A 25,951-nucleotide genomic window follows, 5' to 3' on the forward strand; every position below is an offset into this window, starting at 1 on the left:
CCGGGCGCTTCTCCAATCGGAAGGGAGGGCCCCGGATTCCGGAAAAGCCTTTTTCTTCCTCCAATGAGACACTTGTCTCTGAATCTTCATCTGAAGGTTTGGAGGAACGGCATTGGCCCAGCAAGGCGTTCAGATCATCGCGGTGGAATCCGGCAGCCTGGCGGAGGAGGCGGGGCTGCGGCCGGGGGACACGCTGCTGGAGATCCACGGGGAGGCGGTGCTGGACCAGCTCAGCTACCAGTACCTGATCAGCCGGGAGGACGAGGCGGAACTGCGGGTGCGGCGGCCGGACGGCAGCACGTTCGGGACCCGGGTGGAGAACGGCGGCGAGGGGATCGGGGTGGACCTGGCCCAGGACGAGGTGAAGGTCTGCAAGCAGAACTGCGTGTTCTGCTTCGTCCACCAGATGCCCAAGGGGTTCCGGAAGTCGCTCTACCTGAAGGACGAGGACATCCGGCTGTCCTTCCTCTACGGCCACTTCACGACGCTTTCGAGCAGCGACGACGCGGAACTGGATCGGATCGTGCGGGAGCGGCTGGGGCCCATCCACGTGTCCGTCCACGCCACGGACCCCGAGACCCGGGTGAAGGTGGTGGGCAATCCCCGCGAGGGCCACATCCTGCGCAAGATCGACCGGCTGCTGGCGGGCGGCATCGACGTCCACACCCAGGCGGTGGTGGCGCCGGGGCTCAACGACGGCGACATCTGGCAGCGCACCGTGGACGACCTCTGGGCCCGGCGGAAAGAGGGCCGGGGCAGCGTCCTCAGCCTGTCCTGCGTGCCCGTGGGCCTGACGGCCCACCGGGACCACCTGCCTTCCGTCCAGGACGTGGATTCCGCCTTCGCGCGCGAGTGGGTGGCGCGCTGGACCCCGGAGGTCCGTCGGTACGCCCGGGCCAATGACGGGGAGCCCTGGTTGCTGCTGGCGGACGAGTGGTTCACCCGGGCCGGAATCGAGGTCCCCGGGCGGCCTTTCTATTCCCGCTCATGGGCGCAGTTGGAGAATGGCGTGGGGCTGGTCCGCCGCTTCCTGGAGCACAGCCGCCGGTTCATCCGCAGTCCCCGGGCCCGGGGATTCGCCGGCCGCCGGGTGCTGCTGCTGACGGGATCCAGCTTCGCGCCGACCCTGTCGCGGGTGGCCATGGAGCTGAACCGCGCGGTGGGAAGCCACCTGCGCGTCGCCGTGGCGAAGAACTTCAGCTTCGGCGAGAGCGTGACCGTGGCCGGCCTGCTCTGCGGGGAGGACCTCAAGTACGCCGCCCATGCGGACCGGGACGCCAAGGGCGGCGGGCCGGATTGGGTGGACGCGGTGGTGGTGCCCTCCGCCAGCCTCCGGACCCACACCGGGCCCACGGACCAGTACACGCTGCGGGGAGCCGTGGTGCGCGAGGAAGGGACCTTCCTGGACGACGTGACCCTGCCCGAACTGGCTTCGGATCTCGGCGTGCCCGCCGTTCCCAGCGGCGCGAACCTGTCCCATCTCCTGGACCATCTGGAGGCCGCCGACCGGGGGGCTTTCCGCGGGGGGGCACTGAAGTCGGCGTTCCATGGCGCCGGATTGAACTCGCCGCAGGGCGCATATAACCCCTGATCGGAAGCGGGATTTCCCGGCAGGATGGTGGGGATGCCCGATCCAGCCGCCGCTCAGACCCGCCACCGGATGGCGGCCCGTGTCCAATTGGCGGGATCGGCCCTGTGTTTCGGGCTGATGGCCATCCTGGCGCGGAAGCTGACGCAGCCGGGCATGGGTTTCACGGCTGGGCACCTGGCCGTTCTCCGCTTTGTGGCCGGAGCGCTGGTGAGCCTGGCGGTGTTTCGCGCCGTTCCGGGCCTCTATCGGCCGCGCAACTACCGCCTGCTGGTGAGCCGCGGGCTGTCCGGTGGGGCGGTGGTGGTCCTGTACTTCTACGCACTGGCGCACATGCCGGCGGGGGAGGCGGGGATCCTCTACAACGTGTATCCGGTTCTGGCCACGGTGATGTCCCTGGCGGTATTTCCGGAGCGGCCCACGGTCCATCTGTGGCTGGCGATCCTCGCGGCGTCCGTGGGGGTGGTTCTGGTGCTGGGGCAGGGCCATGGGGGACTGACCCTGGGCCGGGGGGCGCTGGCCGCCCTGGCGGCGGCCGGATTCGCGGCGGCCAGCGCCAACGCTATCCGGGCGGCGCGTCACACGGAAAACGCGGCGACGATCTTCTTCTTTTTCTGCCTCGCGGGGCTGCCGGTGGTCCTTCCCTTCGCCCTGGATCCTTGGCCCAGCCTCGTTCATGGGGGGGCGTGGGCCCTCGCGGTGGCGATGAGCCTCCTGGCCTACGGCGGGCAGATGCTGATGTCCCAGGCCTACGGCACGCTGTCGGTCTCCGAAGCCGCGGTCTGGCTCCAGCTCCTGCCCATCGTCCAATACCTGCTGGCGGTGCCTCTCCTCGGGGAGCGGGCCACGGGATTCGGGCTGGCGGGCGTCCTGATCACGGTCGCCGGGGTGGCCTACGGCACCGTCTTCGGCCATCGCAAGCGGGCATGAAAAAGGGCCCCGAAGGGCCCTTTGGCTTTGCGGTGCGTCGGTCTAGCTGACGGGAACGGCGGCGCCGGCCCGCTTCCTCAGGGAGACGGCCACCTTGATGTCGCCGCCGTCCTGGCCCTGGAACTTGTCGATCTGTTCGAGGGACTTCTTCTTCGCGTCGTCCGAGGCCACGCGAATGGCGTCGAGGATGTCCACCATGTTCTGGTACCGCACGTCCTCGTCCACCTTCAGGAAGACCTTCCGGTAGTTGAGGGGCTGCAGCAGCACGGCGTCGGGCAAGCGATCCTTCAGGCCCTGCACGTCGATCTTGTCGGACTGCAGCATGAGGGTTCCATCCTGATCCACCTGGATGAGGATGTTGTTGGGATCCGGAGGGGAGGGCTTGGAGGTCTGGACGACCTGGGGCACCACCACCTTCGTGGCCCTGTCGAGCCCGGGCACCATCACGATGAACACGATGAGCAGCACGAGCACGATGTCGATCAGGGGAGTGACGTTGATATCCGATTTTGCTTTGCCCTTGGGGCCACCGGCATCCATTACTTGCCCCCTTCCTGCTGATTGCCCTTGTCTTCGCTGGTCACGATGGACGCTTCATCGGCGCCCCCCTTGCGGCAGACCTGGAACAGCTCGTTGATGTACTTGAAGGGAAGGTCGGCGTCGGCCTTGACGAACACCACGCGCTGGCTCAACTGGGAGACGTTGCGGTTGATGTAGTCCGACAGCTTCTGCTGCTGGGCTTCTTCGTTGATGAAGAAGCGCTCGTCCTTGGCGTCCTTGTCGTCGATCAGGACGGGGCCGGGGCCGATCACTTCGTACTTATCGTTGCGCTTGGAGGTCAGCATCAGGGTGAGGTACTTCTCGCCCTGGTTCTTCTCCGCCTTCGGACTGTGCTTGGCCAGCGGCAGCTTCACTGCGCTGTTCACCGCGGGCGTGATCACGATGAAGATGATCAGCAGCACCAGCACGATGTCCACAAGGGGCGTGACGTTGATGTCCGACTTCACGCCACCCTTGCCACCACCACCTGCATCCATGGTGTGTTCTCCTCTGAATGGCCCGGGAGCTCGCGCCCCCGGGCAAGGGTGGGAAGTCCTAGCTCTGGCTCTCGCGGCGGATGAACTCGTCGATCATCTGGGAGGCCGCGTTGTTGATGTTGGTGACGACCACGTCCTGCTTGTTGGTCAGCAGGTTGTAGATCCACACGGCCGGGATGGCGACGATCAGGCCGAGGGCGGTGGTGGCCAGGGCCTCACCGATGGAGCCGGCCAGGGCGTTGATGTCGCCGGCGCCCTTGGTCTTCAGGTCGGAGAAGACCTTGATGATGCCGATCACGGTGCCGAGCAGGCCGATGAAGGGGGCCAGGGCGCCGATGGTGGCCAGGCCGCTCATGCCCTTCTTGAGGAGCTCGAGGACCTCGGCGGTGCCGCGCTGGATGGCGCGCTCGACGGGCTGGATGGCGTCGTGGTTGGGGTTCATGGTCTTGAGCTGCTTCTCGTACTGGAAGATGTCCAGGCCGTGCTTCAGCACGAGGGCGATGTGGCTCTTGTTGTGGGTGGTGGCGGCGCGCTTGGCGGCTTCGAAGTCCCCGCGGCGGAGGGTGTCCATGAAGAGCTTCAGGAACTTGTCCGAGGCCTGCTTGCTCTGGGCGTAGGTCACGAAGCGCTCGACGGCCACGTAGATCTGGTAGGCCAGCAGCACGAAGAGGATGGCGATGATGAACTTGTTGGCGATGGAGGCCGAGCGCCAGATCTCGGCCGCGGAGAAGCTGTCGTGGCCGCCTTCGGCGAGACCGAGGACCAGGGAAGAGGAAAGCAGGTTCATGAGGTTTCCTTGTGGGGTTGAAAAAGTGGGGTGACGGGGGGAAAGGGGTGAGCTACTTCAGCCGGAACGACATGGTCAGCTTGAAGCGGGCATATTGGGGGACGCCATTCATCATGGCGGGCTCGAAACGCCAGGTCTTACCCCAATCGGCCGCGTACTGCCTCAGCTGAGGAGGACCTTCCTTGGCGACGGCATCCGTGGGAATGCCGTCGGGCCCAATGACGATTTCCACCACCACCGTGCCCTGGATCTTGGCGATCTTGGCGAGGGGGGGATAGGGGGGCTGGGGCGGCTGGTACTTGATCTTCACTTGGCTGAAGTCGAAGTCCACCACCTTGCCGGTGCCGCCGACCACGCCGCCGACGACACCGCCGACCACGCCGCCGATGACGCCACCCGGGACACCGCCCGGAACGCCGCCGGGAACGCCACCCAGGGAGTGATCCTGCTTGGGCAGTTCCTTGGGCACCGTCTCAGGCACCACTTCCTGCCGGGGATCGATGGGCGTGGTGTCCGCCTTGCTCGTCGTCGTCATCGCCATGGGCGGCGGCGGCGGCGGGGGAGGAGGGGGGGGCGGAGGCGGAGGAGGCGGCGCATCCTCTGCTTTCTGCTCCGAGATGTCGATGCCCACCGTCTTGATCACCTTCTGGCCGGCTTCCGTGTGCTTGGCCAGCTGGAAAGCCGCGACGGCGAACAAGGCGTACATGGCCACCGTCGTGGGGATGGTCACCATGGGGTTGCCCCGCTTGATGGCTTCGTTCCCGGCGGAGAGGGAGGATTTGTAGACGGCATCCTCCAGCGTCTCCGTAGGAGCAGCCTGTTTGGCGGGAACTGGTTTTTGGGGATCTTTGCTCATGCGACTCCCTTGAAAGATCCATATGAAAAAAACATCGAGCCGAATCGGCGGGAACACCGGTTCGGCTACCGAAGATGGGATAAAGAGCTGGGGCAAGCCCAGCGGCTAAGATGGCAAAGGGCCGACGGCAGGTCAAGTGCGGATGGCTGACGGAACCCCCCGTGAACAGGGCATTCCACGGTTTTTTACTGACTACCGCAACATCCATCTCCGGGGTTAAAGGACCGGATTGTTAATTTTTGTTAAGGAAGCGCTGCCATTCCCATGTCCAAGATCACAACTCCTGATTTCGCACTCATCCCCGAGGCCTCCTGCGGCGTAGCCCGCGCAGGCCGATTCCCCACCTCCCATGGCGAGGTGCTGACGCCTGCCTTCATGCCCGTGGGCACCCAAGGGACGGTGAAAGGCATCACCCCCGTCCAACTTGGGGACCTCGGACCCCAGGTGATTCTAGGCAATACTTACCATCTGGGCCTCCGGCCCGGCGATGAACTGGTGGCCCGCCTGGGCGGCCTTCACCGTTTCATGGGATGGGAGGGACCCATCCTCACGGACTCGGGCGGGTTCCAGGTCTTCTCCCTGGCCTCCCTTCGGAAGATGAGCGAGGACGGAGTCACGTTCCGGAGCCACCTGGACGGCAGTTCCCAGTTCCTCTCCCCCGAGCGGAGCATGGAGATCCAGCGGAACCTGGGGTCGGACATCTGCATGGCCCTGGACGAATGCCCGCCGGGCCGGATGGAGCGGACGCCGCTTGAAGCCAGCATGGCGCGGACCACCCGCTGGCTCGCCCGCAGCCGGGCCGTGCCCCTCCAGTCCCACCAGGGGTTGTTCGCCATCAATCAAGGGGGGACCCACCTGGACCTCCGCCGCCGCCACTTGGAGGAGGCCCTGGAGCTGGACGCCCGGACTCCGTTCCAGGGCTTCGCCGTGGGCGGCCTCAGCGTGGGGGAACCCAAGGCCGAGATGAATGCCGTCCTGGCGGAGTTCGTGAAAGAGCTGCCCCAGGACCGGCCCCGCTACCTGATGGGGGTCGGGACACCGGAGGACCTCCTGTTCGGGATCGAACATGGGGTAGATCTGTTCGACTGCGTGCTGCCCAGCCGGGAAGCGCGCCACGGCCGCATCCTCACCAGCCGGGGGAAGCTCAACCTCAAGAACGCCAGGCACCGCGAGGCGGACATTCCCCTGGATCCGGACTGCGGATGCTACACCTGCCGCACCTTCAGCCGGGCCTACCTCCACCACCTGTTCCGGTGCGGAGAGCTGCTGGCCTTCACGCTGAATACCATCCACAACCTGAGCTACACTGTGGGGCTCACCCGCGCCGCGCGGCAGGCCCTGCTGGAGAACCGTTTTCCGGCCTTCGTCCGGTCCGCGCGCGCCGGATGGACGACCGAGGAGCCTTGAATGATGTACGCCCTTCTTCAGCAGCCCGCGTCCGGCGGACCGGCCTGGATCCAGTTCGTGTTCATCGGCGGCATGGCCCTGATGTTCTACTTCCTCCTCATCCGCCCCCAGAGCAAGGCCCGCAAGGAGACGGAGGCCCGCCTGTCCAAGCTGAAGGCCGGCGACGAGGTCGTCCTGACCTCCGGTCTCTACGCCACCATCGACCGGGTGGAGGACAAGCACATCTGGGTGAAGCTGGGCGGATCGGTGGTCAAGGCGCGGCGGGCCGCCGTCGCTGCCCTGGCCAGCGAGCCCGAAACGCAGAACTGACCTCTTTTCGACTCCCGGGCCGGATCCGTTCCGGCCCGCTTTCTGTGAGGAGCGCCCCGTGACCAAGCGGAGCCTCTGGCGCCTCGCCATCGTCCTGGCCGTCGTGTTCGGCTGCGGATACTTCTTCACGCCCCTGTCCAAGGTGAAGCTGGGCCTCGACCTCCGGGGCGGCGTCCACTTCGAGCTGGAGGTCCAGGGCCAGGAGGCCCTCGCCGCCGACCTGCGCGACAGCAAGGACCGCCTCGTCGCCCGCCTAAAGGAAAAGGGCCTTCCCGATGCCTCGGCCATCGTGGACGGCACCGCCCTCCGGATCGAAGGGGTGAACCCCGATCAGCGGGCCACCGTGGAGAAGGTCACCAAGGACTTCTTCTCCGGCTACGCCCTCGTCGTCGACGGCAGCTCCTTCCGCCTGTCGCAGAAGGCGGACTACCAGAAGCAGCTCAAGGACGACGCCAACAAGCGCGCCCTGGAGGTGATCGAGAAGCGCATCCGCGACATCGATCCCGCCAACGTGCTGGAACCCGAGATCACCGCCAGCGGCGCCGAAGGCAACCGCATCGTGGTGGAGATCCCCGGAATCGAGGAGGGCGACCGCGAGCGCATCAAGAAGCTGCTGGCCACCCCGGGTCACCTGGAGCAGCGCCTTCTCGCCAAGGCCCCCCAGCTCTACTTCGCCACCAAGGAAGACGCGCTGGCCGCCTACAAGGGACAGATCCCGCCCGAATTCGAGCTGCTTCCCGAGATCGAGAGCGACCGCCAGGCGCGCCGCGGGGGCCAGTCCGTCGTGAAGGCCAAGCCCGGCGAAGAGAAGATCAGCCGCTGGATCCTGCTGGAGAGCCGCATTGCGGTGGACGGCGCCGACATCATCGACGCGCACCGGGCCTCCAACTCCCAGACCGAGGCCAACGAGGTCAACTTCACCCTGAACAAGAAGGGCGGCGACGACTTCGCGCGCCTCACCGGCACCGCCGCGGACGAGAACCGGCTGATCGCCATCGTCCTCGACCACAAGATCGTCACCACCCTCAGCGCCAAAGAGAAGATCATCGGCGGCGCGGTCCGCATCAGCGGCAGCTTCACCGCCCAGGAAGCCGACGACCTCGCCAGCCAGCTCCGCAGCGGCGCCCTGCGCGCCCCCATGAAGTTCCTCGAAGAGCGCGTCGTGGGTCCCGGCCTCGGCCGCGACTCCATCCACTCGGGCGTCATGGCGGCCGCCATCGGCTTCGCCGCCATCATCGCGTTCATGGTGTACTTCTACCACTGGTCCGGGGCGAACGCGATCGTGGCCCTGACGGTCAACGTGATCGTGATGATGGGACTCCTGGGCTCCTTCCGCGCCACCCTGACCCTCCCAGGCATCGCGGGCTTCGTGCTCACCCTCGGCATGGCGGTGGACGCGAACATCCTCATCTTCGAGCGCATCAAGGAGGAACTGGGCCTCGGCAAGAGCGTTCCGGGCGCCATCGACGCGGGCTTCAACCGGGTGTTCTGGACCATCGTGGACAGCCACGTGACCCAGCTCTTCGCAGCCCTCCTCCTGTTCATCTTCGGAACGGGGCCGGTCAAGGGCTTCGCCGTCACCCTCACCGTGGGCGTGGTGGCCTCGCTGTTCACCAGCATCTACATCAGCCGCTACATCTACGATTGGATCCTGGAGCGGCATCCCGGCACCAAGACCCTCTCCGTGGGCACCCACACCTTCTTCAAGGGGTCGAGCTACGACTTCATGAAGTACAAGGCCCAGGCTCTGGCCATCTCCTGGGGCATCATCCTCCTGTGCGTCCTGTGGGTGCGCCCCTGGAACCTGACCCACAACAACCGGATCCAGCTCGGAATGCAGTTCGTGGGCGGCAACGACATGACCGTCCGGTTCCGCGGCGCCATGGAGCCCGAGACCATCCGCGAAGCGCTGGCGAAGAACGGCTACGTCGACGCCACCGTCGTGGCCTACGAGAACAAGGACAAGTCCGTCCGCGACTTCGCCGTCAAGGTGAAGGCCAAGAAGGACGGCGACCAGAAGGACAGCACCAAGCAGGCGAACGCCCTGCGGGCCATCTTCAAGCAGATGGATCCCGAGGGGACCAGCAATCCGCTGCCCGCCCTGAACCTGGAAGGCTCGAAGACCCTCACCGACACGCTGGCGAGGGTCAATCCGGCGGGCATCGGCGGTGACGACGCGGCGCTCCAGGCGGCCTACACGCCCTTCGCCGAGAAGGTCATCGCGGGCCGGGACCGGCTGCCTTCGGGGCTCTACCAGAGCTTCAGCGAACTGCCGCAGGATCTGCCCCAGGTGGTGAAGGACAGCATCCAGAAGAGCTACCGCCTGGGCGCGGTGGGCCTCCTCAAGGATGAGAGCTTCTCGCCCAGCATCTCCGGCGAGTGGACCCGCAAGACGCTCACCGCGGTGGCGTGGGCCCTCGGCGCCATCCTGGTCTACGTGATGTTCCGGTTCACCGCCAGCTACGCCGTGGGGGGCATCGTCTCGCTCCTCCACGACATGCTGATGGCGCTGGCGCTGTTCGCGGCCTTCGGGTACGAATTCAACGTCCCGGTGGTGGCGAGCTTCCTGACCTTGATGGGCTACTCCATGGCCGACACCATCGTGGTCTTCGACCGCATCCGCGAGAACGGCCACCGGCCCGAATACCGCCGCGCCACGGTCACCAAGCTGGTGAACGACTCCATCAACCAGACCCTGGGCCGGACGATCCTCACCTCTGCGTCCGTGCTGTTCGTCAGCGTCTGCCTCTGGCTGTTCGGCGGCCCGGCCCTCAAGGACCTGGCCTTCCCCTTGGTCATCGGCGTCATCACCGGCACCTACTCGTCCATCTACATCGCCAGCCCCGTGGTGGTGTATTGGGACAAGTGGTTCGGCGGCAAGGACAAGCTCAAGCAGCATGCGTGATGTTCTCCGGGGGTTCCGCGCTGCGCGCATACCCCCGGACCCCCGCGAAAAAGCCCGGCGCAGCCGGGCTTTTTCTTGTTTCCGATTCGGCGCTTCCGCTTACTTCAGGTGCTTTTCCAGGAAGGCGTAGATCTCCTTCCTCGATTCCTGGGCCAGGGTGGTGTCGATTCGGTTGAAGCTGTGGCCGCCGGGGGCGTCCTGGTAGATCCGGTGCTCGAAGGGCTTGCCGGCGGCTTTGAGGGCGGTGATGAGCTGTTCGACTTCGACCACGTTCACGTCGCGGTCGTTGGTGGTGGTGTGGACCAGAAGCGGGGTGCGCAGCTTGTGGACGTTCCACACGGGGCTGCGGCGGCGGTACTCGTCCACGGCGTCCTTGGGCTCCTTGCCCAGGTGGTACGTGGCGGAGAATTCGGCCACGTAGTCCGATCCCAGGTAGCCGAGGCGCGTGATCAGGTCGGAGACGGGAACGCCGGCGTAGCAGGCGGCGAATTTCCCGGGGTGGTCGAAGACGGCCATCAAGGCGATGAGGCCCCCGTGGCTCCAGCCCACGATGGCGCAGCGGGCGGGATCGACGGGCAGGTGCTCCACCGCCCAGTCCCGGCCCGCCACCACGTCGCCGATCTCCAGGCCGCCGTAGTCGATGGCCTCGTAGAAGCCGCGGCCGTAGCCGGTGGAGCCGCGGTAGTCCGGGGCGATCACGGCGTAGCCGCGCGCCACCATCTCCCGGACGATGTGGGCGTGGTAGGTGGTGAAGTCGGCGTGGACGCCGCCGTGGGGAAGGACGATCAGCGGCAGCTTCCGGCCCTTTTCGGCCTTCCGCGGAAGGAAGACGTACTGCTGGATCTTCAGAGGGTGCCGCTCGTTCTTGATCCCGTAGGTCTCCTCGCCTTTGGGATTGGGCGGGCCGGTGTAGGTGACCTTGTCCACCACCGCCACGTCCGACAGGCGCTGGAACCACAGCTGGTCGTCCGCGGCCTTCCGCAGGCTGTCCAACTCCCACCGCAGGCCCTCCACCTGCTTGAGGGCGGCGTCGGGGGAGGCGGTCTGGGCGCCGAGGGGAAGCAGGGCGGCGCAAAGAAAGGCGGCAAGGCGACAGCGCACGGAAACCTCGGATGGACGCCCCGAGCCTACCGCAACTAGCCTCGTCTTGCGAGGTTCAGCCTTCCCAGCTCACCCAGCCGGCCCGGCCCGGGATCTCCCGGCGGGTGACCGCCTTGGCGGGCGGGTTCGCGGCTTTCAATTCGGGGAGCCACTCCTCATGGGTGCGGACGGCGATGCCCCGGTCGTTGAGGCCGCCCAGGAAGGCGTCGAAGGTCTCGAACAGGGCGCCGCCTTCCACCTCGGTGTGCAGGGCGTAGACGTTCAGGGCGTCCTCCCGCACCAGGTCCCAGACCTCGCGGTTCACCTGGTCCGGGGCGCGCCCGTCCAGGCCCAGCAGTTCGTCCAGAGTGGGCAGGGTGGTGGGGATTTGGAGGGTGGAGAGCGTCCGGCCCTTCACGACGGGATAGAAGGGCGCGAAGCCGCGGCAGTCCCCGGCGTAGGCCAGGCCGTAGCTCTCCTGGAGTTCCAGGGTGGCGTCGTTGCAGCGCCACGCCGGGCTGACGGCACCCAGGGGCTTCTCGCCGAACACCGTCCCGAAGGCGTCGTGGGCCTGGGCGAACCAGTCGGACAGCCACTGGCGCGATTTCCGGTCCAGCAGGTCGTGGTACTGGACGTGGTCCCAGGCGTGGATGCCCACCTCGTGCCCGGCCATCTTCGCGGCGCGCATCTCGGCGGCGGCGCGCTTCCAGATGGTGGGGGCGGGCAGGAGCACGCCGTACATCATCGTCTTGAAGCCGTAGAGCTTCGCCGCGTTGGTGCGGCGCATCTTGGCGAGAAAGCCCTTCCGGAAGATCCGGCGCAGGGCCTTCCCGCTGTTGTCGGGACCGAAGCTGAAGTAGAACCCGGCCTTCATCCGGTGCTTGTCCAGGAGGCGCAGGAGGGTGGGGATGCCGGTGATGGAGCCTTCGAGGGTATCGACGTCCACGCGCAGGGAGATGGCTTTCATGGCGGTTCCTTCCGCTTTCCATTCCACCCGCGAAGGCGTGGCGCATCAAGGCGCGGTCAGCGCGGATCCTTGGAACTGTCGCCCGCGCGGCGCCGCTGGACCAGGCCTTCGGTGCCTTCGAGCCAGGTCCGCTGGATGGCGCCCATCCGCTGCCACAGCCGGAAACCCACGGCCAGCATGATGGCCAACGCCAGCGCGGGCACCAGGCTGGTGGGAAGGAGCGGCTGGAGGATCGCCACCATCGGGAGGGCGACCATGGCCCCCAGCCCCAGCTCGATCACGAAGCGGATGGCGTCCTCCACGCCCTCTGCCGTATCGCCCGAGGCCTGGGTGGCGGTGGCCGCGATGGACCGCGCGATGCGCCGGATCTGCTTCACCATCCCGAACAGGAAGCGCAGGGCGATCCCGCCGACGGCCAGCCAGACGAGGTACTCCGCCATGGCGGGGGAGATGCCGCGGCGTTCGAGGAGGGGCGTCAACTGGCGGTGGACCAGCGCGCCCAGGGCCACGGAGACGGCGACGAGCAGGCTGTCCAGCAGCAGGTAGCGGAAGGGGCGGTGCAGGTGGCGCCAGGCCGCCTTCCGGAAGGGAATCGCCCGCAGGTGCCCTGTGGCGGCCCGGTGGTGCATCAGGAAGTGGCGGAACGACCGGGGCAGGCGCTGCTCGATCCGGTCGGCGAGGCTCTCCGAATGCTGGATCAGGAGCGGCGTGGTGAGGGTGGTCCAGGCGCAGGTGGCCACCAGGACGGGGAACAGCGCCGGCCCGATGACGCCGAGGCTCTGTCCCAGGGAGGCGATGATGAAGCTGAACTCCCCGATCTGCGCCAGGCTCGCGCCGGTCCGCAGAGAAATCCGCAGGCTGTTGCCGCCGATCAGGGCGCCCAGGGAGGCCGAGGCGAATTTCCCGATCAGGACCAGGGCGCCGAAAGCCAGCAGGGCCTTCCAGTTGGGGGGAAGCTGCCCCGGATCGATCAGCATCCCGATGGATACGAAGAACACCGCCACGAACATGTCCCGCAGGGGCAGGACGAGGTGCTCCACCTTCCGCTCGCGGCCCGATTCCGCCACGATCATCCCGGCGAGAAAGGCGCCCAGAGCCACGGAATAGCCGGCCTTGGCCGCCAGGAGCGAGAACCCGAAGCACAGGCCCACCACCGTGACGAGGAGGGTCTCGCTGCTGCCCGAATCGGCCACCCAGCGGATGAACCGCGCCAGCACCCACAGGCCCACGGCCATGACGCCCACCAGGAACCCGAGGAGTTTCCCGACGGTGATCACCAGGGCCGGGAGGCTGAGCCCCGATCCGCTCCCGATGGCGGTGAGGAGGGTGAGCATCAGGATGGCGAGGAGATCCTCCACGATCAGGGTGGACAGGACCAGTTCCGCGAGCGGCCCCTTGATCCGCAGGTTCTCGAAGGCCCGGGCGATGATCATGGTCGAGCTGATGGCGAGGGCCGCCCCGGCGAAGATGCTCTCGATGGCGCCCCATCCCACGAGGCGGCCCACCAGATAGCCCGCCCAGGTCATGAATCCGGCCTGGATGATGGCCACCAGGGCGGCGGGGGGGCCGGCCCTCAGCAGCTTCTTCAGGCTGAACTCCAGCCCCAGGGAGAACATCAGGAAGATGACTCCCAGTTCCGACAGGGTGTGGACGTTCGCCTGGTCGGCCACCAAGGGGACCGGAAGGTGGGGGCCGATGATCAGCCCCGCCAGGAGATAGCCCACCACCACGGGCAGCCGGAAGCGCTGGCAGGCGACCGTGGTGAGCGCGGCCACGCCGAGGACGGTGGCCAGGTCGACGAGAATGCCGGGAGGAGTCGTGGCTGCGATCATGCGCCGGAACCTCACTGAGGGGTGGCGGCCGATGGGCGGGCGGAGAGCTTCCTCCACCATGCCACGGACGGGCCTGCCATGCGGATCGAACGGAGTTTCCCGCCGGGCGGGAGCGGAGCGTCAGCGCGGAAGGGGCGGGGAAGGCGGCCCGGTGCGGCCCCCTTCGTCGGGCGTCAATCCCTGGCTGGCCCTGGGCATGGGCCGATTTGGCGCGGTCGCCGCGGCGGAAGGGTCCGGGCCTTTCCCGCAGAAGGGGATCGAAAAGGGGAGGCTGGGCGCGTCTTTTTCCGGCGGGGCGCCGCCCCCTTCGTCCGAGGATCCGCGATGGACGGCGGGCGCTTCCCGCGGCGGCGCCTGGGAGGATCGGAGGGGACGGGCGGCTTCCACTTTTGGTGCGTCGTGCGGATAAGGCGCGGGAAGGGCGTGACTGGGGGACTGGGAAGGGACCGCCGCGAGCAGGAAGCCGCAGGCGACGAAGCCCAGCGCCATCCGGATCCCGGTCCACCTTCCCGTCATCGCCATCCTTTTCAGAACGTCATGATAACCGCCGGCGGCGCTGGTTCGGGACGCGCCTCCCGTATACTCCCTGGATGTCCACTTCGCGTCGCGCCGGGATTCTCTCCTCGTTTCCGCCGGTCTTCTGGCTGGCGAACGTCATGGAACTCTTCGAGCGGGGCGCCTACTACGGGCTTAATTCGGTGCTCGCGGTCTACCTCACCAACCAGGTGGCGGCGGGCGGCCTGGGCTTCACCGAGCAGTCCGTGGGCTTCCTCCAGAGCCTGATCTACGCCATCACCTACGTGGTGCCCATCGCCGGCGGGGCCCTGGCGGACCGCTACGGCTACCGGCGGATGCTGCTGTTCGCGTTCTCGATCCTGACCGTGGGCTATTTCGTGGCGGGGAACGTCACGGGCTACGGGGCGGTGTTCACCGCGCTGCTGGTGATGGCCACGGGCGCGGGCCTGTTCAAGCCCATCATCTCCGGCACCCTGGCCCGCACCACCACGGAGGAGAACTCGGGATTCGGGTTCGGGATCTACTACTGGATGATCAACATCGGGGCCTTCCTCGCCCCGCTGGCGGTGAGCATCCTCAAGGGCTTCTCCTGGCGCTATGTGTTCATCGCGTCCGCCGCCTACTGCGCGGCGATGCTGCTGCCCACGGTGTTCCTGTTCAAGGATCCGCCGCGGCCCGCCAACACCAAGAGCCTCGGCGAGGTCGCCCGCGGCGCGGCGCTGGTCCTGGGCGACGCCCGGTTCATGCTGATGATCGTGGTCTACTCCGGCTTCTGGATCCTGTACTTCCAGAATTTCGGATCCATCCTGTGGTACCTCCGCGATTTCGTGGATGTGACGCCGGTGAATGCCGCCTTCGCCTCGATCGGGATTCCCCTCAAGTTCGACGCCGAGCACGTCACGGTGGTCAACGGAGGGACCATCATCTTGCTCCAGGTGCTCGTCAGCCGCATCGTGCGGAAAGCGCGTCCCCTGCCGACCATGGTGGCGGGGATCGTCATCGGCACCATCGGGTTCCTGTGCCTGGCGGCCTCCACCCACGTGTGGGTGTTCATCCTGGGCATCTCGGTGTTCTCCATCGGGGAGATGACCGCCCACCCCAAGTACTACAGCTACGTCGGGCTGGTGGCCCCCGCGGACAAGAAGGCCGTCTACATGGGCTACGCCTTCCTGTACGGCGTGATCGGGAGCCTGATTGGCTCCAGCCTGGGCGGGATGCTGTACGGCTCCATGCTGAAGCCCATGATCGGCCAGCCGGGAGCGGCCGCGGCGGCGCGGACCTTCTGGCTGATCTTCGTGGCGCTCAACGTGGTGGCTGCCGTGGGGCTGGTGGTCTACGACCGCCTGTTCGCCGAGGACACGCCCCGCACCAACGCCCAGGCCCGGAAGGTGATGCTGGGGATCTACGTCCTCCTGCTGGCGGGGGGCGTCCTGTTCGTCCGGTCGGCGCTGTTCGGAGGCGCGGAGGTCTCGTACAAGACCCTCGTCCAGGCCGCGATCATGCTGGCCCTGGGCGCCAGCGGCACCGTGGTGAGCCTGCGGAAGGCGGGCTAGGACTGCCGGAAGCGCTGGGAGAGGTCGGTGCGGCGCGCCTGGATGAAGCGGTGGATGGGATCCAGGTCCGTGTCGGGCCGGGGCTGGAGGACGACGCCCAGCCTGGCGGGGTAGGGCTGGCCTTCCAGATAGGTGATGTGCCGCACCTCGCCCGGACAGCGGAGGACGGCGCCGTCGGGAAGCTGGGCATCGATCTCCACCGGGGCGTAGAGGTCCACGTCGGCCGGCTCCTCGAGCCCGAGGCCCACGCCGGTTTCCGTGAGGTTCACCAGCATCGCCTCCAGCCGCCGTCCGCCCAGATTCACGCGGATCCGAAGGGGGGACTGCTCGGGGGCGGCGACCCGGACTTCCCGCCGCTGGTGAAGGCGGGCGGCTTCCCGGGGCCACGCCAGCCGAAGGAGGAGGCCGCTGTCGTCGCCCGCGCCGGGAAGCACGCGGGATTCCAGGGTCAGGACTTCCTCGTCCAGCAGGACGGTGAGCGTCACGGGCGTGCCCTCGGAGGGCGGCAGGTCCCGGGCGCGGAGCCCGGCCAGTTCCAGGAAGGCGCCCGGGCGGAAGGCGTGGACCCGCAGGTCGCCCTGCAGGCGCGGCGTGGCGCCCAGCAGCCGCAGGCTCGCCGCGGCCCCGGCCAGGTGGGCCTGGGCGAGCGCCTGTTCCAGGTCGGGAGCGGACAGAAGGGATGCGTGACCCATGGAGATCCTGCCTTTCAAATGCCTTGGCACAGCCGGTCGGCAAGACTTGGATGCATCCCGACGGCCAAAATGGCCCGGGCCGCGCCGTCCACGTCGTACTCCAGGCGATGCAAGCGGATGCGCCTGCGCCCGGGGTCGAAGGTCATGAAGGAGGCTCGGGGGTCCCGGTCCCGCGGCTGGCCCACGGAACCCGGGTTCACCAGGTAGCGGCAGTTCGGCTGGAGCTGGAACCACTCGCCCGGCTTGAGGGTGATCCAGTTGAGGCGGCCTTCGGTCTCGTCCAGCTCGAAGCAGCCCGCGACGTGGGTATGGCCGAAGAAGCACAGCGGGCCCTCGAAGGCGTCGAACGCCACGCCCACCTCCCGGATGTGAAGGAGGTAGGCATCCTCGTCCATGGGCGACCCGTGCGCGATCACGTAATCCCCCTCCACCTGGAGAGGTCCCACCGGCAGGCTCGCCAGGAAGCGCCAGTTGTCGCGCCGCAGCTTCTCCTGGGTCCATTCCGCGGATTCCCGGGCGGCCTGGTTGAAGCTGGAATCCGCCGCCAGCCCGGCGCAGACCTTGTCGTGGTTCCCCCGCACCAGGAAGCAGGGGCGCAGGTCCCGCACCTTCTCCAGCACCTGGTTGGGATGGGCGCCGTAGCCCACGAGGTCGCCCAGCACGGCGAAGCGCCGGATGGAGCGGCGCTTCGCGAACCGCAACACGGCGCGGAGGGCGTGCAGGTTGGCGTGCAGATCGGAAAGGATCAGGTCCACGGTTGTCCGGAAGGGTTTCTTCAGTCTAGCAAAGCCGAAGCCAACTGCTCAGCGCTCCGGCCGAAGGGGAGGATCATCGGCGCCAGGGACCAGGCGGGCACCCGAGCCGCCCAGCGCTGCAGGAAGACCGTCCGATCCTGGGCCAAGGGGCGCCGCGGATCTCCCGCCACCCGCGCCCAGGCCCGCAGGGGCGGTTCGGCCAGCCACAGGGGCGAAGCTCCGGCCGCCGCCACGGCGGCGCGGTTGGCCGGGGACTCCCAGGCGCCGCCCCCCAGGGCCACTACCGCCGGCGCCTCAAGAAGGCCGGGGAGGAGGGCCGATTCGAGGGCACGGAAGGCGCCTTCCCCCGAGGCGGCGAACACCTCGGCGACGCTGCGGTTCTCCCGGGTTTCGATGGCGGCGTCCAGGTCGTGGAAGGGCAGGCCCAGCCCCCGCGCCAGCTCGCGCCCCAGGGAGGTCTTGCCCGCGCCGCTGCCCCCGATGAGGACCACCGGCCGGTCGCGCCGGAACGGGGGCCGGATCCGCCAGCGCTGCCGCTGGACCTCCCAGCCCAGCGCGGCCGGATCCTCCGCGTCATGGACGGCCCCGACCATGGCCACGGATTCGGCTCCCGCCTCGAAGCAGGCCGCGACATCCTCCACCCGAAGGCCCCCGATGGCGACGGGCGCCAGCCCCCGGGCACGCAGGGTCGCGCAGCCCGCCCGCAGCCCTTCGAGGCCCACGGGCGCCGCGTGATCGGCCTTGGTGGCGGTGCCCCGGAAGGGCCCCACCCCGGCGTGGTCGCAGGCGGGATCGACCGCCGCCCATTCGGCGAGGTCGTGGGTGGAGGCCCCAATGTGGCAGACCTCCAGCCCCGGCAGACGCGCCGCCTCCGACGCGGGCAGGTCCCCCTGGCCCAGGTGAAGCCCCCACGGGGTGAGTCCCTCCCGGGAGGCGAGGAGGGCAAGATCGGCCCTGTCATTGACGCAAATCCACGGCCATCCGCCATTTGCGGTGGACTCCTCCAGGGCCCTTCTCAGCTCGGACCACTGGGCCTGGATTTCCAGTGGCTTTCCCCGGAACTGCACCAGAGGAAAACCCGCTTCGCCCAACCGTCGGACCTGGTCGGAAAGGGGCTCCGCCCGGGTGGCGTCGGTGATGGGGTAGAGGGGGGGCAGGTGGAGCATGGAGGAAGTCTACCGGGGGAGCGATCCCCGCTTCAGGCGGCTTCCCCATCGGCGAACTGCAGCCGCACCAGCTTGGCGTAGACGCCGTCCTGGGCGACGAGGCCGTCGTGGGTCCCGCGCTCCACGAGGCTGCCCTGGTCCATGACCCAGATCTCGTCGGCGTCCCGGATGGTGGACAGGCGGTGGGCGATGGTGAAGGTGGTCAGCCGGTGACTCACCCGCTCGATGACGGTCTGGATCTGGGACTCCGTTTCCGAGTCGATGTTGGCGGTGGCCTCGTCCAGCAGCAGGATGGCGGGCTCCAGGTAGAGCATCCGGGCGAAGGCCAGGAGCTGGCGCTCGCCGGCGCTGAGCTTCTGGCCGCGCTCGCCCACGGGCGTCTCCAGTCCCTGGGGCAGGCGCTCGACCAGCCCCTTCAGCTGGCTCTGCTCCAGGACCGAGGCCAGCCGGGCCTCATCCCGGGGGCGGTCCAGCAGGATGTTCTCCCGCAGGGTGCCGGAGAACACGAAGACGTCCTGGAGGACCAGGCCGAAGAGGCTCCGCAGGCCGCGGATCTGGAGGTCGCGCACGTCGACGCCGTCCACGGTGATCCGCCCGTCCCGCACGTCGTAGAACCGCATCAGGAGATTGATGAGGGTGCTCTTCCCGGCGCCGGTGTGGCCCACCACGGCGATGCGCCGCCCCTTGGGGATGACGCCGCTGAGGTCCCGCACCACCTGGCGGCCGCCCTCGCTGTAGGCGAAGGTCACGTTCTCGAAGCGGATCTCGTGCTCGAACGCGGCGGGCCGGGCATCCGGCGCCTCGGGGATCTCGTCGCGGTTGTCCAGCAGCCGGAAGATCCGTTCGCTGGAGGCCAGGGCGGTCTGCATCACGTTGTACCGCTCCGCCAGTTCGCGGATGGGCCGGAAGAAGCGGCCCGACTGCTGGATGAACGCCAGCAGCAGGCCCCAGGTGATGGCCCCCGCCTGGAGTTTGAAGCCCGCGTAGAAGATCAGCGCCGCAAGGGTCGCGGAAGTGATGAACTCCACCACGGGGAAGAACACGGCGTAGGCGAGGATGGTCCGCAGGAAAGCCTGGAAGTAGTCCTCGTTCAGCCCCCGGAACTGCCGGTCGCTGCGGCTCTCCTCCCCGTTGATCTGCACCAGGCTCATCCCGGAGATCTGCTCCTGGAGGAAGGCGTTGATGGCGGCGTAGCGGCGCTGGGTCTCGCGGAAGGCCTCCCCCGCCCGGCGGCGGAAGACCTCCGTGGCCACCAGCAGGAAGGGCAGGATCCCCAGGGCGACCAGGGCCATGCCGGGATGGGTCCAGAACATCCACGCCACGATGGCCAGCAGGGAGAGGGCGTCCCCGACGATCGCCACGAAACCCGACGCGAACATCTCGTTCAGGTTCTGCACGTCGCTGGTCACGCGGGTCATCAGCCGCCCCACGGGGTTGCGGTGGAAGAAGTCCGTGTTGCGGCCCATCAGGTGCTCGAACAGCTGGATGCGGAGCTGCAGCATGGCCTGCTGTCCCACCCGGGCCAGCAGGAAGTAGCGGGCCAGGCTGACCACCATCCCCGCGATGAGCACGCCGAAGAAGCCCGCCACCAGCGGCGCGGCGCCCCGCAGATTGCCCTGGCCCATGAACCGGTTGATGAGGCGGAGGGTCAGCTCCGAGGGCATCACCTCCAGGAAGGCGCCCAGGGCCATCAGGCCCAGCAGGGCCAGGAGGGAGGCCCACTGGGGCTTCAGGTAGCCCGCCAGGCGCCAGAGGAGCGCGTGGCGCACGGGCTGCTGGTCCACCCGGTCCGATTGGAAGAAGGCTTCCTGTTCCGACATTCGGCCATTCTCCCACAGGCGGGACGGATCCTCCCCGCGCCGCTACAGTGGAAGACTCCGGAGACGAGATGGCCCCCTGGATTCCCGTTCTGCTTGCCGCTTCCTTCCTGGCGGGCGCCCCCGTGGCCCAGGAGAGCGCGGCGGCGGCCCGGATGCGCCGGGACGTGGCCTTCCTGGCGTCGCCGGAACTGAAGGGCCGGGGCAACGGCTATCCCGAGCTGGATCGCGCGGCGGACCGCATCGCCGGCGAGTGGAAGAAGCTCGGATTGAAGGCCGAGATCCAGCGGTTCCCCTTCATCGCCCGGATCGTGCGCGAGCAGCAGGAAGCGGTGGTGGCCGCCGGGAACGAGCGCCGCACGCTGGTCTGGGGCCGCGACGTGGAGGCCCTGGGACTGAGCGCCGACGCGGATTTCGGCGCCGCCCCGCTGGTCTTCGCGGGGTACGGCGTGCAGATCCCTGGGGGCTATGACGATCTGGCGGGCCTGGATCTGAAGGGCCGCGTGGTCGTGATCTCCCGGGCGGTTCCGGATCTGGATGCCTTCGCGCACCTGCCCCGCGGCGAGCGGAGCCTGCTGGTGCGCCTCAAGCGGCTGGAAGCCGCCCAGGCCGCGGCGGTGCTCGTTCTGGAAGACGGCGGACCTCGGCCCCTCCAGCGGGAGGAAGGCCCGGTGAAGGGGGGCATTCCTGCGCTCGGCATCACGCCCGAGGCCCTGGGAACAGCCTGCGGCGACCTGTCGGCCCGCTTCCGGACGATGCGCGAGACGGGCCGCCCCTCGGCGCCGGAGGCCTCTTCCGCGTCCTTCTCGCTCAAGCTGAAGCTGCGGCGCGAGGAGGCGCCGGTTCCCAACGTGGTGGCCGTGATCCCGGGCCGGGATCCGAAGCTGCGGAAGGAATACGTCGTCCTCGGCGCCCACCTGGATCACCTGGGATTGGGCGAGCGCCACAGCATGGGCGGGGCCGAAGCCCGGGGCCAGGTGCATCCCGGCGCCGACGACAACGCGTCCGGCACGGCCCTGGTGGTGGAACTGGGCCGGGAACTGAAGAAGACCCGGCCGCGGCGCTCCATCCTGCTGATGCATTTCGGCGGCGAGGAGGAGGGCCTGCTGGGTTCCGCCCACTGGGTGCGGAATCCCACCCACCCGCTGGAGTCCGTCAAGTTCATGCTCAATTTCGACATGGTGGGCCGGCTGGATCCGAAGGCGCCCAAGCTGATGATGGGCGGCCTGGGCGCCTCTCCCGCGGCGACGGAGGCCGCGAAGAAGCTCGCGCCCCGGGGACTTTCCGTCACGCCCGAGCTGGGCGCGGCGGTGGGAGGCTCCGACCACATGAGCTTCTCCCAGGCGAAGATCCCCACGTTCTTCTTCTTCACCGGCCTCCACGGCGACTACCACCGACCGACGGACACCGCCGACCGCATCAACTTCGAAGGCATGGCCCAGGTGGCGGCCTTCGGCAAGGCGGTGGCCCTCGACCTCGCCAACGCGGACGCCATCCCGGCCTTCGATCCGGAGACCGCCAAGCTCCCCGCCCGGGGCGACGGCGGGCCCATGCGGATCGCCTTCGGCACCATCCCCGACTACGCGGACCATCCCAAGGGCTTCCGGATCAACGGCGTGTCCAAGGGCTCCACCGCCGAAGCCATCGGCCTCCAGGCGGGCGACGTCCTCATAGCTTTCGGGGACCAGCCCATCCGCACGATCTACGACTTCATGGCCGCCCTCGGCGCCCACAAGCCTGGCGACAAAGCGATGATCCGCTGGCTGCGCGAGGACCGGCCCATGGAAGCGGAAGCCACTCTGAAAGGCCGACCATGAGACTCGCCACGCCCCCGGGTTTCGCCACCGAAGTGTTCCTCCTGGAAGCTCCCGATCCGAGCCTGCTGCCGGAAGGCCCCTGGACCCTCGTGGGCGACCAGCGCCTCCGCGAGGCATGGATCGAAGGGGGGCTGCCGGAACCCTCCGACGCGCTGTGGATCTCGGTGTCGGAGGAGGAGAAGAAGCTGCGCACGGTCATCCCCTGGCTGGAGCACTGGGCCCGGATCCCGCTCCACCGCGATGCCACCGTGGTGGCGCTGGGGGGTGGCGTGCTGTCGGATCTCGCGGGCCTCGCGGCCGCCCTCTACCTTCGCGGGATCGCCTGGCAGGTGTGGCCCACGACCCTGCTCGGGATGGTGGACGCGGCCCTGGGCGGCAAGACTGGCGCGGATCTGGCCGCCGGGAAGAACCTCGTGGGCGCCTTCCATGCGCCCAAGCGCCTGGTGGCCTGCACCGGCTTCCTGCGGACGCTTCCCGAGCGCCACATGGAGAACGGGCGCTGGGAGCTGGTGAAGACGGCCATCCTCCAGGGCGAGTTGGGCTGGGCGACGGAGATCCTGCAAACGGGACCCGTGCGGACTGGCTGGATCGAGCGCGCACTCGCCTACAAGGCGGGCGTGGTCCACCGGGATCCCCGCGAGGCCGGAGAGCGGCGCCTGCTGAACCTCGGCCACACCCTGGGCCACGCTCTGGAAGCCGCTTCCGGCTACCAGCTGCTTCACGGCGAGGCCGTGGGACTCGGCCTCCTGGCCTCCTGCCTGCTGGGCGAGGAGCAGGGCTTGAAGCCCTTCCCGGCGGAGCTGCTGGACGCCCTCGCCCGGCGCCTGGCGCCCCTCGCGCCCCTGGTCGCGCCGTGGCAGGCCTGCCTGCCGCTGCTCCACCGCGACAAGAAGGCCCGCCACGCCCCCGGCCACACCGAGGACGCGCCCGTCACCGAGATCCACTGCATCCTGCCGCGCCCGGGCGAATCCGCCATCCAGCGGGTCCTGGCGCCCCGGGTTTGGGAAGCTCCCCACGCCCGTCTCGTCGACCTCCTCGACCGCGAGGCCACCCGTGCCTGATGTCCGACTTCCCATTCTGGGAGCCCTTCTGGGGGCCGCCCTTCTCGCTGCGCCTCCGGCCGAGGACGTCCGCGCCCTCATGCTGCAGGCGCGCGCCCTCCAGATCCGGGGCGGGGGAGGCGATCCCCAGGAGGCGGCGGCCCTCTACCGGCGCGTCGCGGCCCAGGTGCCTGACAGCGCCGAAGTCCAGCTCCGCCTCTCCGAGGCCCTGCAGGAAGCCCAGGATCCGGCCGGCGCCCTGGCTCCCGCCCGCCGCGCCGTGACGCTGGCCCCCGGCAATGCCGAGGCGCGGGCCCACCTGGGGCTCCTCCTCTACCAGCTGGCCCAAAAGGACCCGGCGATGGCCGCGGAAGCGGTGAAGGTCCTGAAGGCGGCCGCCCTGCTTCTGCCGCAGGATCCCGAAGTCTGGGCTCGCCTGGGCGAGATGGCCGAGCAGGTGAAGGACACCGAGGGCGCCCTGCGGGCGTGGCTGCGGCTGGGCCGGCTGCGTCCCGGCTTCATGGTGGCGTGGGAGCGCGCGGCGATCCTGGCCCGGGGGCTGGAGGACTACGAGGGGCGGCGGGAATCCGTTCTCGCCCTGAACGCGAGGACGCCCGAGGATCGCCACCTGCGGATGCTGGAGGAGCTGGCCCGGGATCAGATCCAGGCGGGCTACCTGGCTCACGCCGAGGAGAGCTTCCTGCTCCTCGCGCGCCACCTGCCGCAGGAATCGGGCCTGTGGGAAAACGTGGCGCTGGTGCGGCTCCAGACCTCCCGCTTCGAGGAGGCCCTGGAAGTCCTGGCGCGGGCCGAAGCTCTGAAGCCCACGCCGCGCCTGTCCTTCAACACCGCCCTGGCCCTGATGAACCTGGGGCGGTACCAGGAGGCGGAGGCCCGGCTGCGGACCCTGTTGGGCGAGAAGGTGGACGAGGAGCGGATCGCCGACGGCGCGCAGGCGCTCTACGCCGAGGCGCTGCTGCTTCAGGGCAAGGGCCGCGAGCTGTTGGCATTCGTCCGCGAGCAGTCGATCCGCCCGCGGGTCGCCGGAGAACTGCAGGTGTTCACGTCCCAGGCCCTGATCAGCCTCAACGACTGGCGCAGCGCCCTGGCCGCGATCCGCGAGGGCATCGAGCGGTTCCCGAAGGTTCCCTTCTTCCAGCAGGCCGCGGGCCTTCCACCCAAGTACCTCGAGTACCGCTTCTTCTCGCGGAAGGAGGCGCGGGCGGGCCTGGAGCAGCTCCACCTGGAGGGCATGGCGGCCATCTGGTCCGAGTTCCGCCGCTGGGACAAGTGCCTGGAGTGCCTCGAAAAGGCCCGGAAACTGGGGCCGGTGCGGAATGTGGACGTGCTGCTCATGCGGAGCAGCGCCTATGAGCAGGTCGGTCGGCTGGACGATTCCCTGAAGGTGTTGCGCGAAGCGCAGAAGGCCGAGCCGGAGAATCCCCTCGTCCAGAACAACCTGGGCTACCTCCTGCTGGAGCGGGAGCAGGACCTGGAGGAGGCCGCGGCCCTCATCGCCGCCAGCGCCAAGGCTACGCCCGACAACGGGAACGTGATCGACAGTCTGGGCTGGGCCCAGTTCAAGCTGGGCCGCCTGGAGGAAGCGGAAGCCACCCTCCGCCGCGCCGCGGACCTGAGCCCCTTCAGTCCCGAGGTCCGGCGCCACCTGGGCGAGGCCCTGGTGAAGCAGGGCAAGCTGGCCGAGGGCGCCGAGCAGTGGGAGCGGGCCCTGGCCTTCGTCTTCCCCGAGCGCGCAGACCTGGAGAAGCGCCTGGGCCAGTTGCGCATCCGGATGGCCAAGGAGCAGGCCCTGAAAGTTCCTCCGGCAGATGGCGTTTCAGACCCCATTCTCGATGCGGACCCGTCGGCGGACGACGAGGATCAGCCGTGATCGCGCTTCAGGCGCCCCCCGCGGAAACGGCCCCCGCTCCGGCAGCCCCGGTGCGCGCCCAGTACGGCTGGGGCTATTCGGGACCAGAGGGCGAGGGCGTCGGCACCCTCAGCCTCCTGATGGATCCGAGTTCGGGCCGGCTGGTGGCGGAACTCCACGGCCTCGGCGAGCGGCTGCTCCTCCTGGAAGGGGACCGGGCGGCGGGCTACCGCGTCCAGGTGCCGCGGCAGGGCCTGGATCAGCGCGCGGCCACCCTGGGCGCTTTGCCGGTGCCCTTTCTTCCGCAGCTGCCCAGCGTGGAGGCGCTGCTTCGTCTGCTCGGCACCGGCGAAGGGCCGGGCGTCTCGGTCCTGAAGAAGGACGCGCAGGGACCCCTCAAGCTCCACTGGCGGGGAAAGGACCTGCGGGGTCGCGAGGAGCAGGTGTGGCTCGAGCGGAAGCGATGGGAGGCTTCTCGCTGAGGGGCATAAAAGCACCGGGTGCTCGATGGGTGAAGTGTAAAAAAACGAATAAAGACGCCTTGACGGAAGGAATCCGGCGGGTACCTTGATGCCGAGGCTCCCATGATGATTTCGTTCCCATTCCTGAAGGCGAAAGCCTGGCTCCAGGTCTGGGTCGGCGTCCGTCCGCAGTCTCCTTGCCATTCCCTTTTCGGGGACCCGCGCGCTGGGCAATCCGCCCGCGCGTACGTCGACGCTGCCGAGTGCGGAGCACCCGGTCCGGAGCCGCGGGGCGATGCCCCGATCCGGCGGACGCTCCGGCGGAATCGATGGTCCCCACCAATCTCCCCGTGCCCAGCCGGAAGAGCTCTCTTCCGCGGCTGGCTTTGATCCCAAGAGGCGGTCAGGAACCAAGTAACCCCCCGGTTCCGAGGGCTCCAAGGAAAGTCACCTTCAAAGCGGCGGAGGGAAGGCAGAGACGCCCTTCTCCGCCCCTCTGCCTTCACGCCTGGGGGACGGGAACCCCGAGCTCTCCCTGACCGGCGAGATGCTTTTCTTGGTGTCTT

At 68.5% G+C, this 25,951-nt stretch carries 21 protein-coding genes; 10 read left to right on the forward strand and 11 right to left on the reverse strand.

Going from position 1 to position 25,951, the window contains the following annotated elements:
* Positions 1-112 precede the first annotated feature (112 nt).
* Both RAH39_RS04765 and RAH39_RS04770 read left to right on the forward strand, forming a co-directional pair.
* Positions 113-1,591, forward strand: a complete 1,479-nt coding sequence (locus RAH39_RS04765) for a DUF512 domain-containing protein (RefSeq protein ID WP_306591661.1) — start codon at positions 113-115, stop codon at positions 1,589-1,591.
* Positions 1,592-1,624: 33 nt separating this feature from the next.
* Positions 1,625-2,518, forward strand: a complete 894-nt coding sequence (locus tag RAH39_RS04770) for a DMT family transporter (RefSeq protein WP_306591662.1) — start codon at positions 1,625-1,627, stop codon at positions 2,516-2,518.
* Between the two features lie 42 nt (positions 2,519-2,560).
* Here the strand turns inward: RAH39_RS04770 and RAH39_RS04775 are convergent, their stop codons facing one another.
* Genes RAH39_RS04775 through RAH39_RS04790 form a run of 4 tightly spaced genes read right to left on the reverse strand, consistent with a single transcriptional unit; the run spans position 2,561 to position 5,198 of the window.
* Entirely contained in the window at positions 2,561-3,058 is a 498-nt protein-coding gene (locus RAH39_RS04775) for an ExbD/TolR family protein (protein WP_306591663.1), read from the reverse strand.
* Positions 3,058-3,555, reverse strand: coding sequence for an ExbD/TolR family protein (locus RAH39_RS04780; RefSeq protein WP_306591664.1), 498 nt, complete (start codon positions 3,553-3,555; stop codon positions 3,058-3,060). Before RAH39_RS04780 ends, RAH39_RS04775 begins: the two co-directional genes overlap by 1 nt.
* 58 nt (positions 3,556-3,613) lie before the next feature.
* Positions 3,614-4,342, reverse strand: coding sequence for a MotA/TolQ/ExbB proton channel family protein (locus RAH39_RS04785; protein WP_306591665.1), 729 nt, complete (start codon positions 4,340-4,342; stop codon positions 3,614-3,616).
* A gap of 52 nt (positions 4,343-4,394) precedes the next feature.
* Positions 4,395-5,198: an energy transducer TonB gene (locus RAH39_RS04790; RefSeq protein WP_306591666.1), complete on the reverse strand. Its 804-nt coding sequence runs from the start codon at positions 5,196-5,198 to the stop codon at positions 4,395-4,397.
* Positions 5,199-5,462: 264 nt separating this feature from the next.
* Between RAH39_RS04790 and tgt the strand changes: the two genes are divergently transcribed.
* Genes tgt through secD form a run of 3 tightly spaced genes read left to right on the forward strand, consistent with a single transcriptional unit; the run spans position 5,463 to position 9,819 of the window.
* Entirely contained in the window at positions 5,463-6,605 is a 1,143-nt protein-coding gene (gene tgt, locus RAH39_RS04795) for a tRNA guanosine(34) transglycosylase Tgt (RefSeq protein WP_306591667.1), read from the forward strand.
* The gene (yajC, locus tag RAH39_RS04800) at positions 6,606-6,914 is read left to right on the forward strand and encodes a preprotein translocase subunit YajC (protein ID WP_306591668.1); all 309 of its coding nucleotides are present in this window, start codon (positions 6,606-6,608) and stop codon (positions 6,912-6,914) included.
* Between the two features lie 58 nt (positions 6,915-6,972).
* Positions 6,973-9,819: a protein translocase subunit SecD gene (gene secD, locus RAH39_RS04805; protein ID WP_306591669.1), complete on the forward strand. Its 2,847-nt coding sequence runs from the start codon at positions 6,973-6,975 to the stop codon at positions 9,817-9,819.
* A 99-nt stretch (positions 9,820-9,918) separates the two neighbouring features.
* Here secD and RAH39_RS04810 read toward each other — a convergent pair whose 3' ends face one another.
* The 3 genes from RAH39_RS04810 to RAH39_RS04820 are packed head-to-tail and all read right to left on the reverse strand — an operon-like array spanning position 9,919 to position 13,698.
* Positions 9,919-10,920, reverse strand: coding sequence for an alpha/beta hydrolase family protein (locus RAH39_RS04810; protein ID WP_306591670.1), 1,002 nt, complete (start codon positions 10,918-10,920; stop codon positions 9,919-9,921).
* Positions 10,921-10,975: 55 nt separating this feature from the next.
* The gene (locus RAH39_RS04815) at positions 10,976-11,866 is read right to left on the reverse strand and encodes a polysaccharide deacetylase family protein (RefSeq protein WP_306591671.1); all 891 of its coding nucleotides are present in this window, start codon (positions 11,864-11,866) and stop codon (positions 10,976-10,978) included.
* A gap of 56 nt (positions 11,867-11,922) precedes the next feature.
* Positions 11,923-13,698: a cation:proton antiporter gene (locus tag RAH39_RS04820; RefSeq protein WP_306591672.1), complete on the reverse strand. Its 1,776-nt coding sequence runs from the start codon at positions 13,696-13,698 to the stop codon at positions 11,923-11,925.
* Positions 13,699-14,288: 590 nt separating this feature from the next.
* On the opposite strand from RAH39_RS04820, the gene RAH39_RS04825 reads away from it, so the two are divergent.
* Entirely contained in the window at positions 14,289-15,767 is a 1,479-nt protein-coding gene (locus RAH39_RS04825) for an MFS transporter (protein WP_306591673.1), read from the forward strand.
* Here RAH39_RS04825 and RAH39_RS04830 read toward each other — a convergent pair.
* Genes RAH39_RS04830 through RAH39_RS04845 form a run of 4 tightly spaced genes read right to left on the reverse strand, consistent with a single transcriptional unit; the run spans position 15,764 to position 20,200 of the window.
* On the reverse strand, positions 15,764-16,459 hold the full coding sequence (locus RAH39_RS04830) for a PilZ domain-containing protein (protein WP_306591674.1): 696 nt from the start codon (positions 16,457-16,459) through the stop codon (positions 15,764-15,766). The two genes, RAH39_RS04825 and RAH39_RS04830, sit on opposite strands and share 4 nt — an antisense overlap.
* A 14-nt stretch (positions 16,460-16,473) precedes the next feature.
* Complete coding sequence (locus RAH39_RS04835; RefSeq protein ID WP_306591675.1) at positions 16,474-17,214, reverse strand: metallophosphoesterase family protein; 741 nt, start codon at positions 17,212-17,214, stop codon at positions 16,474-16,476.
* Between the two features lie 20 nt (positions 17,215-17,234).
* Entirely contained in the window at positions 17,235-18,380 is a 1,146-nt protein-coding gene (locus RAH39_RS04840; RefSeq protein ID WP_306591676.1) for a thiamine phosphate synthase, read from the reverse strand.
* Positions 18,381-18,412: 32 nt separating this feature from the next.
* Complete coding sequence (locus RAH39_RS04845) at positions 18,413-20,200, reverse strand: ABC transporter ATP-binding protein (protein WP_306591677.1); 1,788 nt, start codon at positions 20,198-20,200, stop codon at positions 18,413-18,415.
* Positions 20,201-20,268: 68 nt separating this feature from the next.
* On the opposite strand from RAH39_RS04845, the gene RAH39_RS04850 reads away from it, so the two are divergent.
* From RAH39_RS04850 to RAH39_RS04865, 4 genes are read left to right on the forward strand one after another with little or no spacing between them, the layout of a single operon-like run.
* A complete protein-coding gene (locus tag RAH39_RS04850; protein ID WP_306591678.1) occupies positions 20,269-22,014 on the forward strand; it encodes a M28 family peptidase in 1,746 nt (581 codons plus the stop codon).
* Positions 22,011-23,075 (forward strand): 3-dehydroquinate synthase, encoded by a 1,065-nt coding sequence (locus tag RAH39_RS04855; protein ID WP_306591679.1) that lies wholly within the window; start codon positions 22,011-22,013, stop codon positions 23,073-23,075. Before RAH39_RS04850 ends, RAH39_RS04855 begins: the two co-directional genes overlap by 4 nt.
* Positions 23,068-24,945: a tetratricopeptide repeat protein gene (locus RAH39_RS04860; protein WP_306591680.1), complete on the forward strand. Its 1,878-nt coding sequence runs from the start codon at positions 23,068-23,070 to the stop codon at positions 24,943-24,945. Before RAH39_RS04855 ends, RAH39_RS04860 begins: the two co-directional genes overlap by 8 nt.
* On the forward strand, positions 24,942-25,406 hold the full coding sequence (locus tag RAH39_RS04865; RefSeq protein ID WP_306591681.1) for a hypothetical protein: 465 nt from the start codon (positions 24,942-24,944) through the stop codon (positions 25,404-25,406). The genes RAH39_RS04860 and RAH39_RS04865 overlap by 4 nt, the downstream gene beginning before the upstream one ends.
* Positions 25,407-25,951: the final 545 nt, after the last annotated feature.

The sequence above is a fragment of the Geothrix sp. 21YS21S-4 genome (assembly GCF_030845995.1).
Lineage (GTDB): Bacteria > Acidobacteriota > Holophagae > Holophagales > Holophagaceae > Geothrix.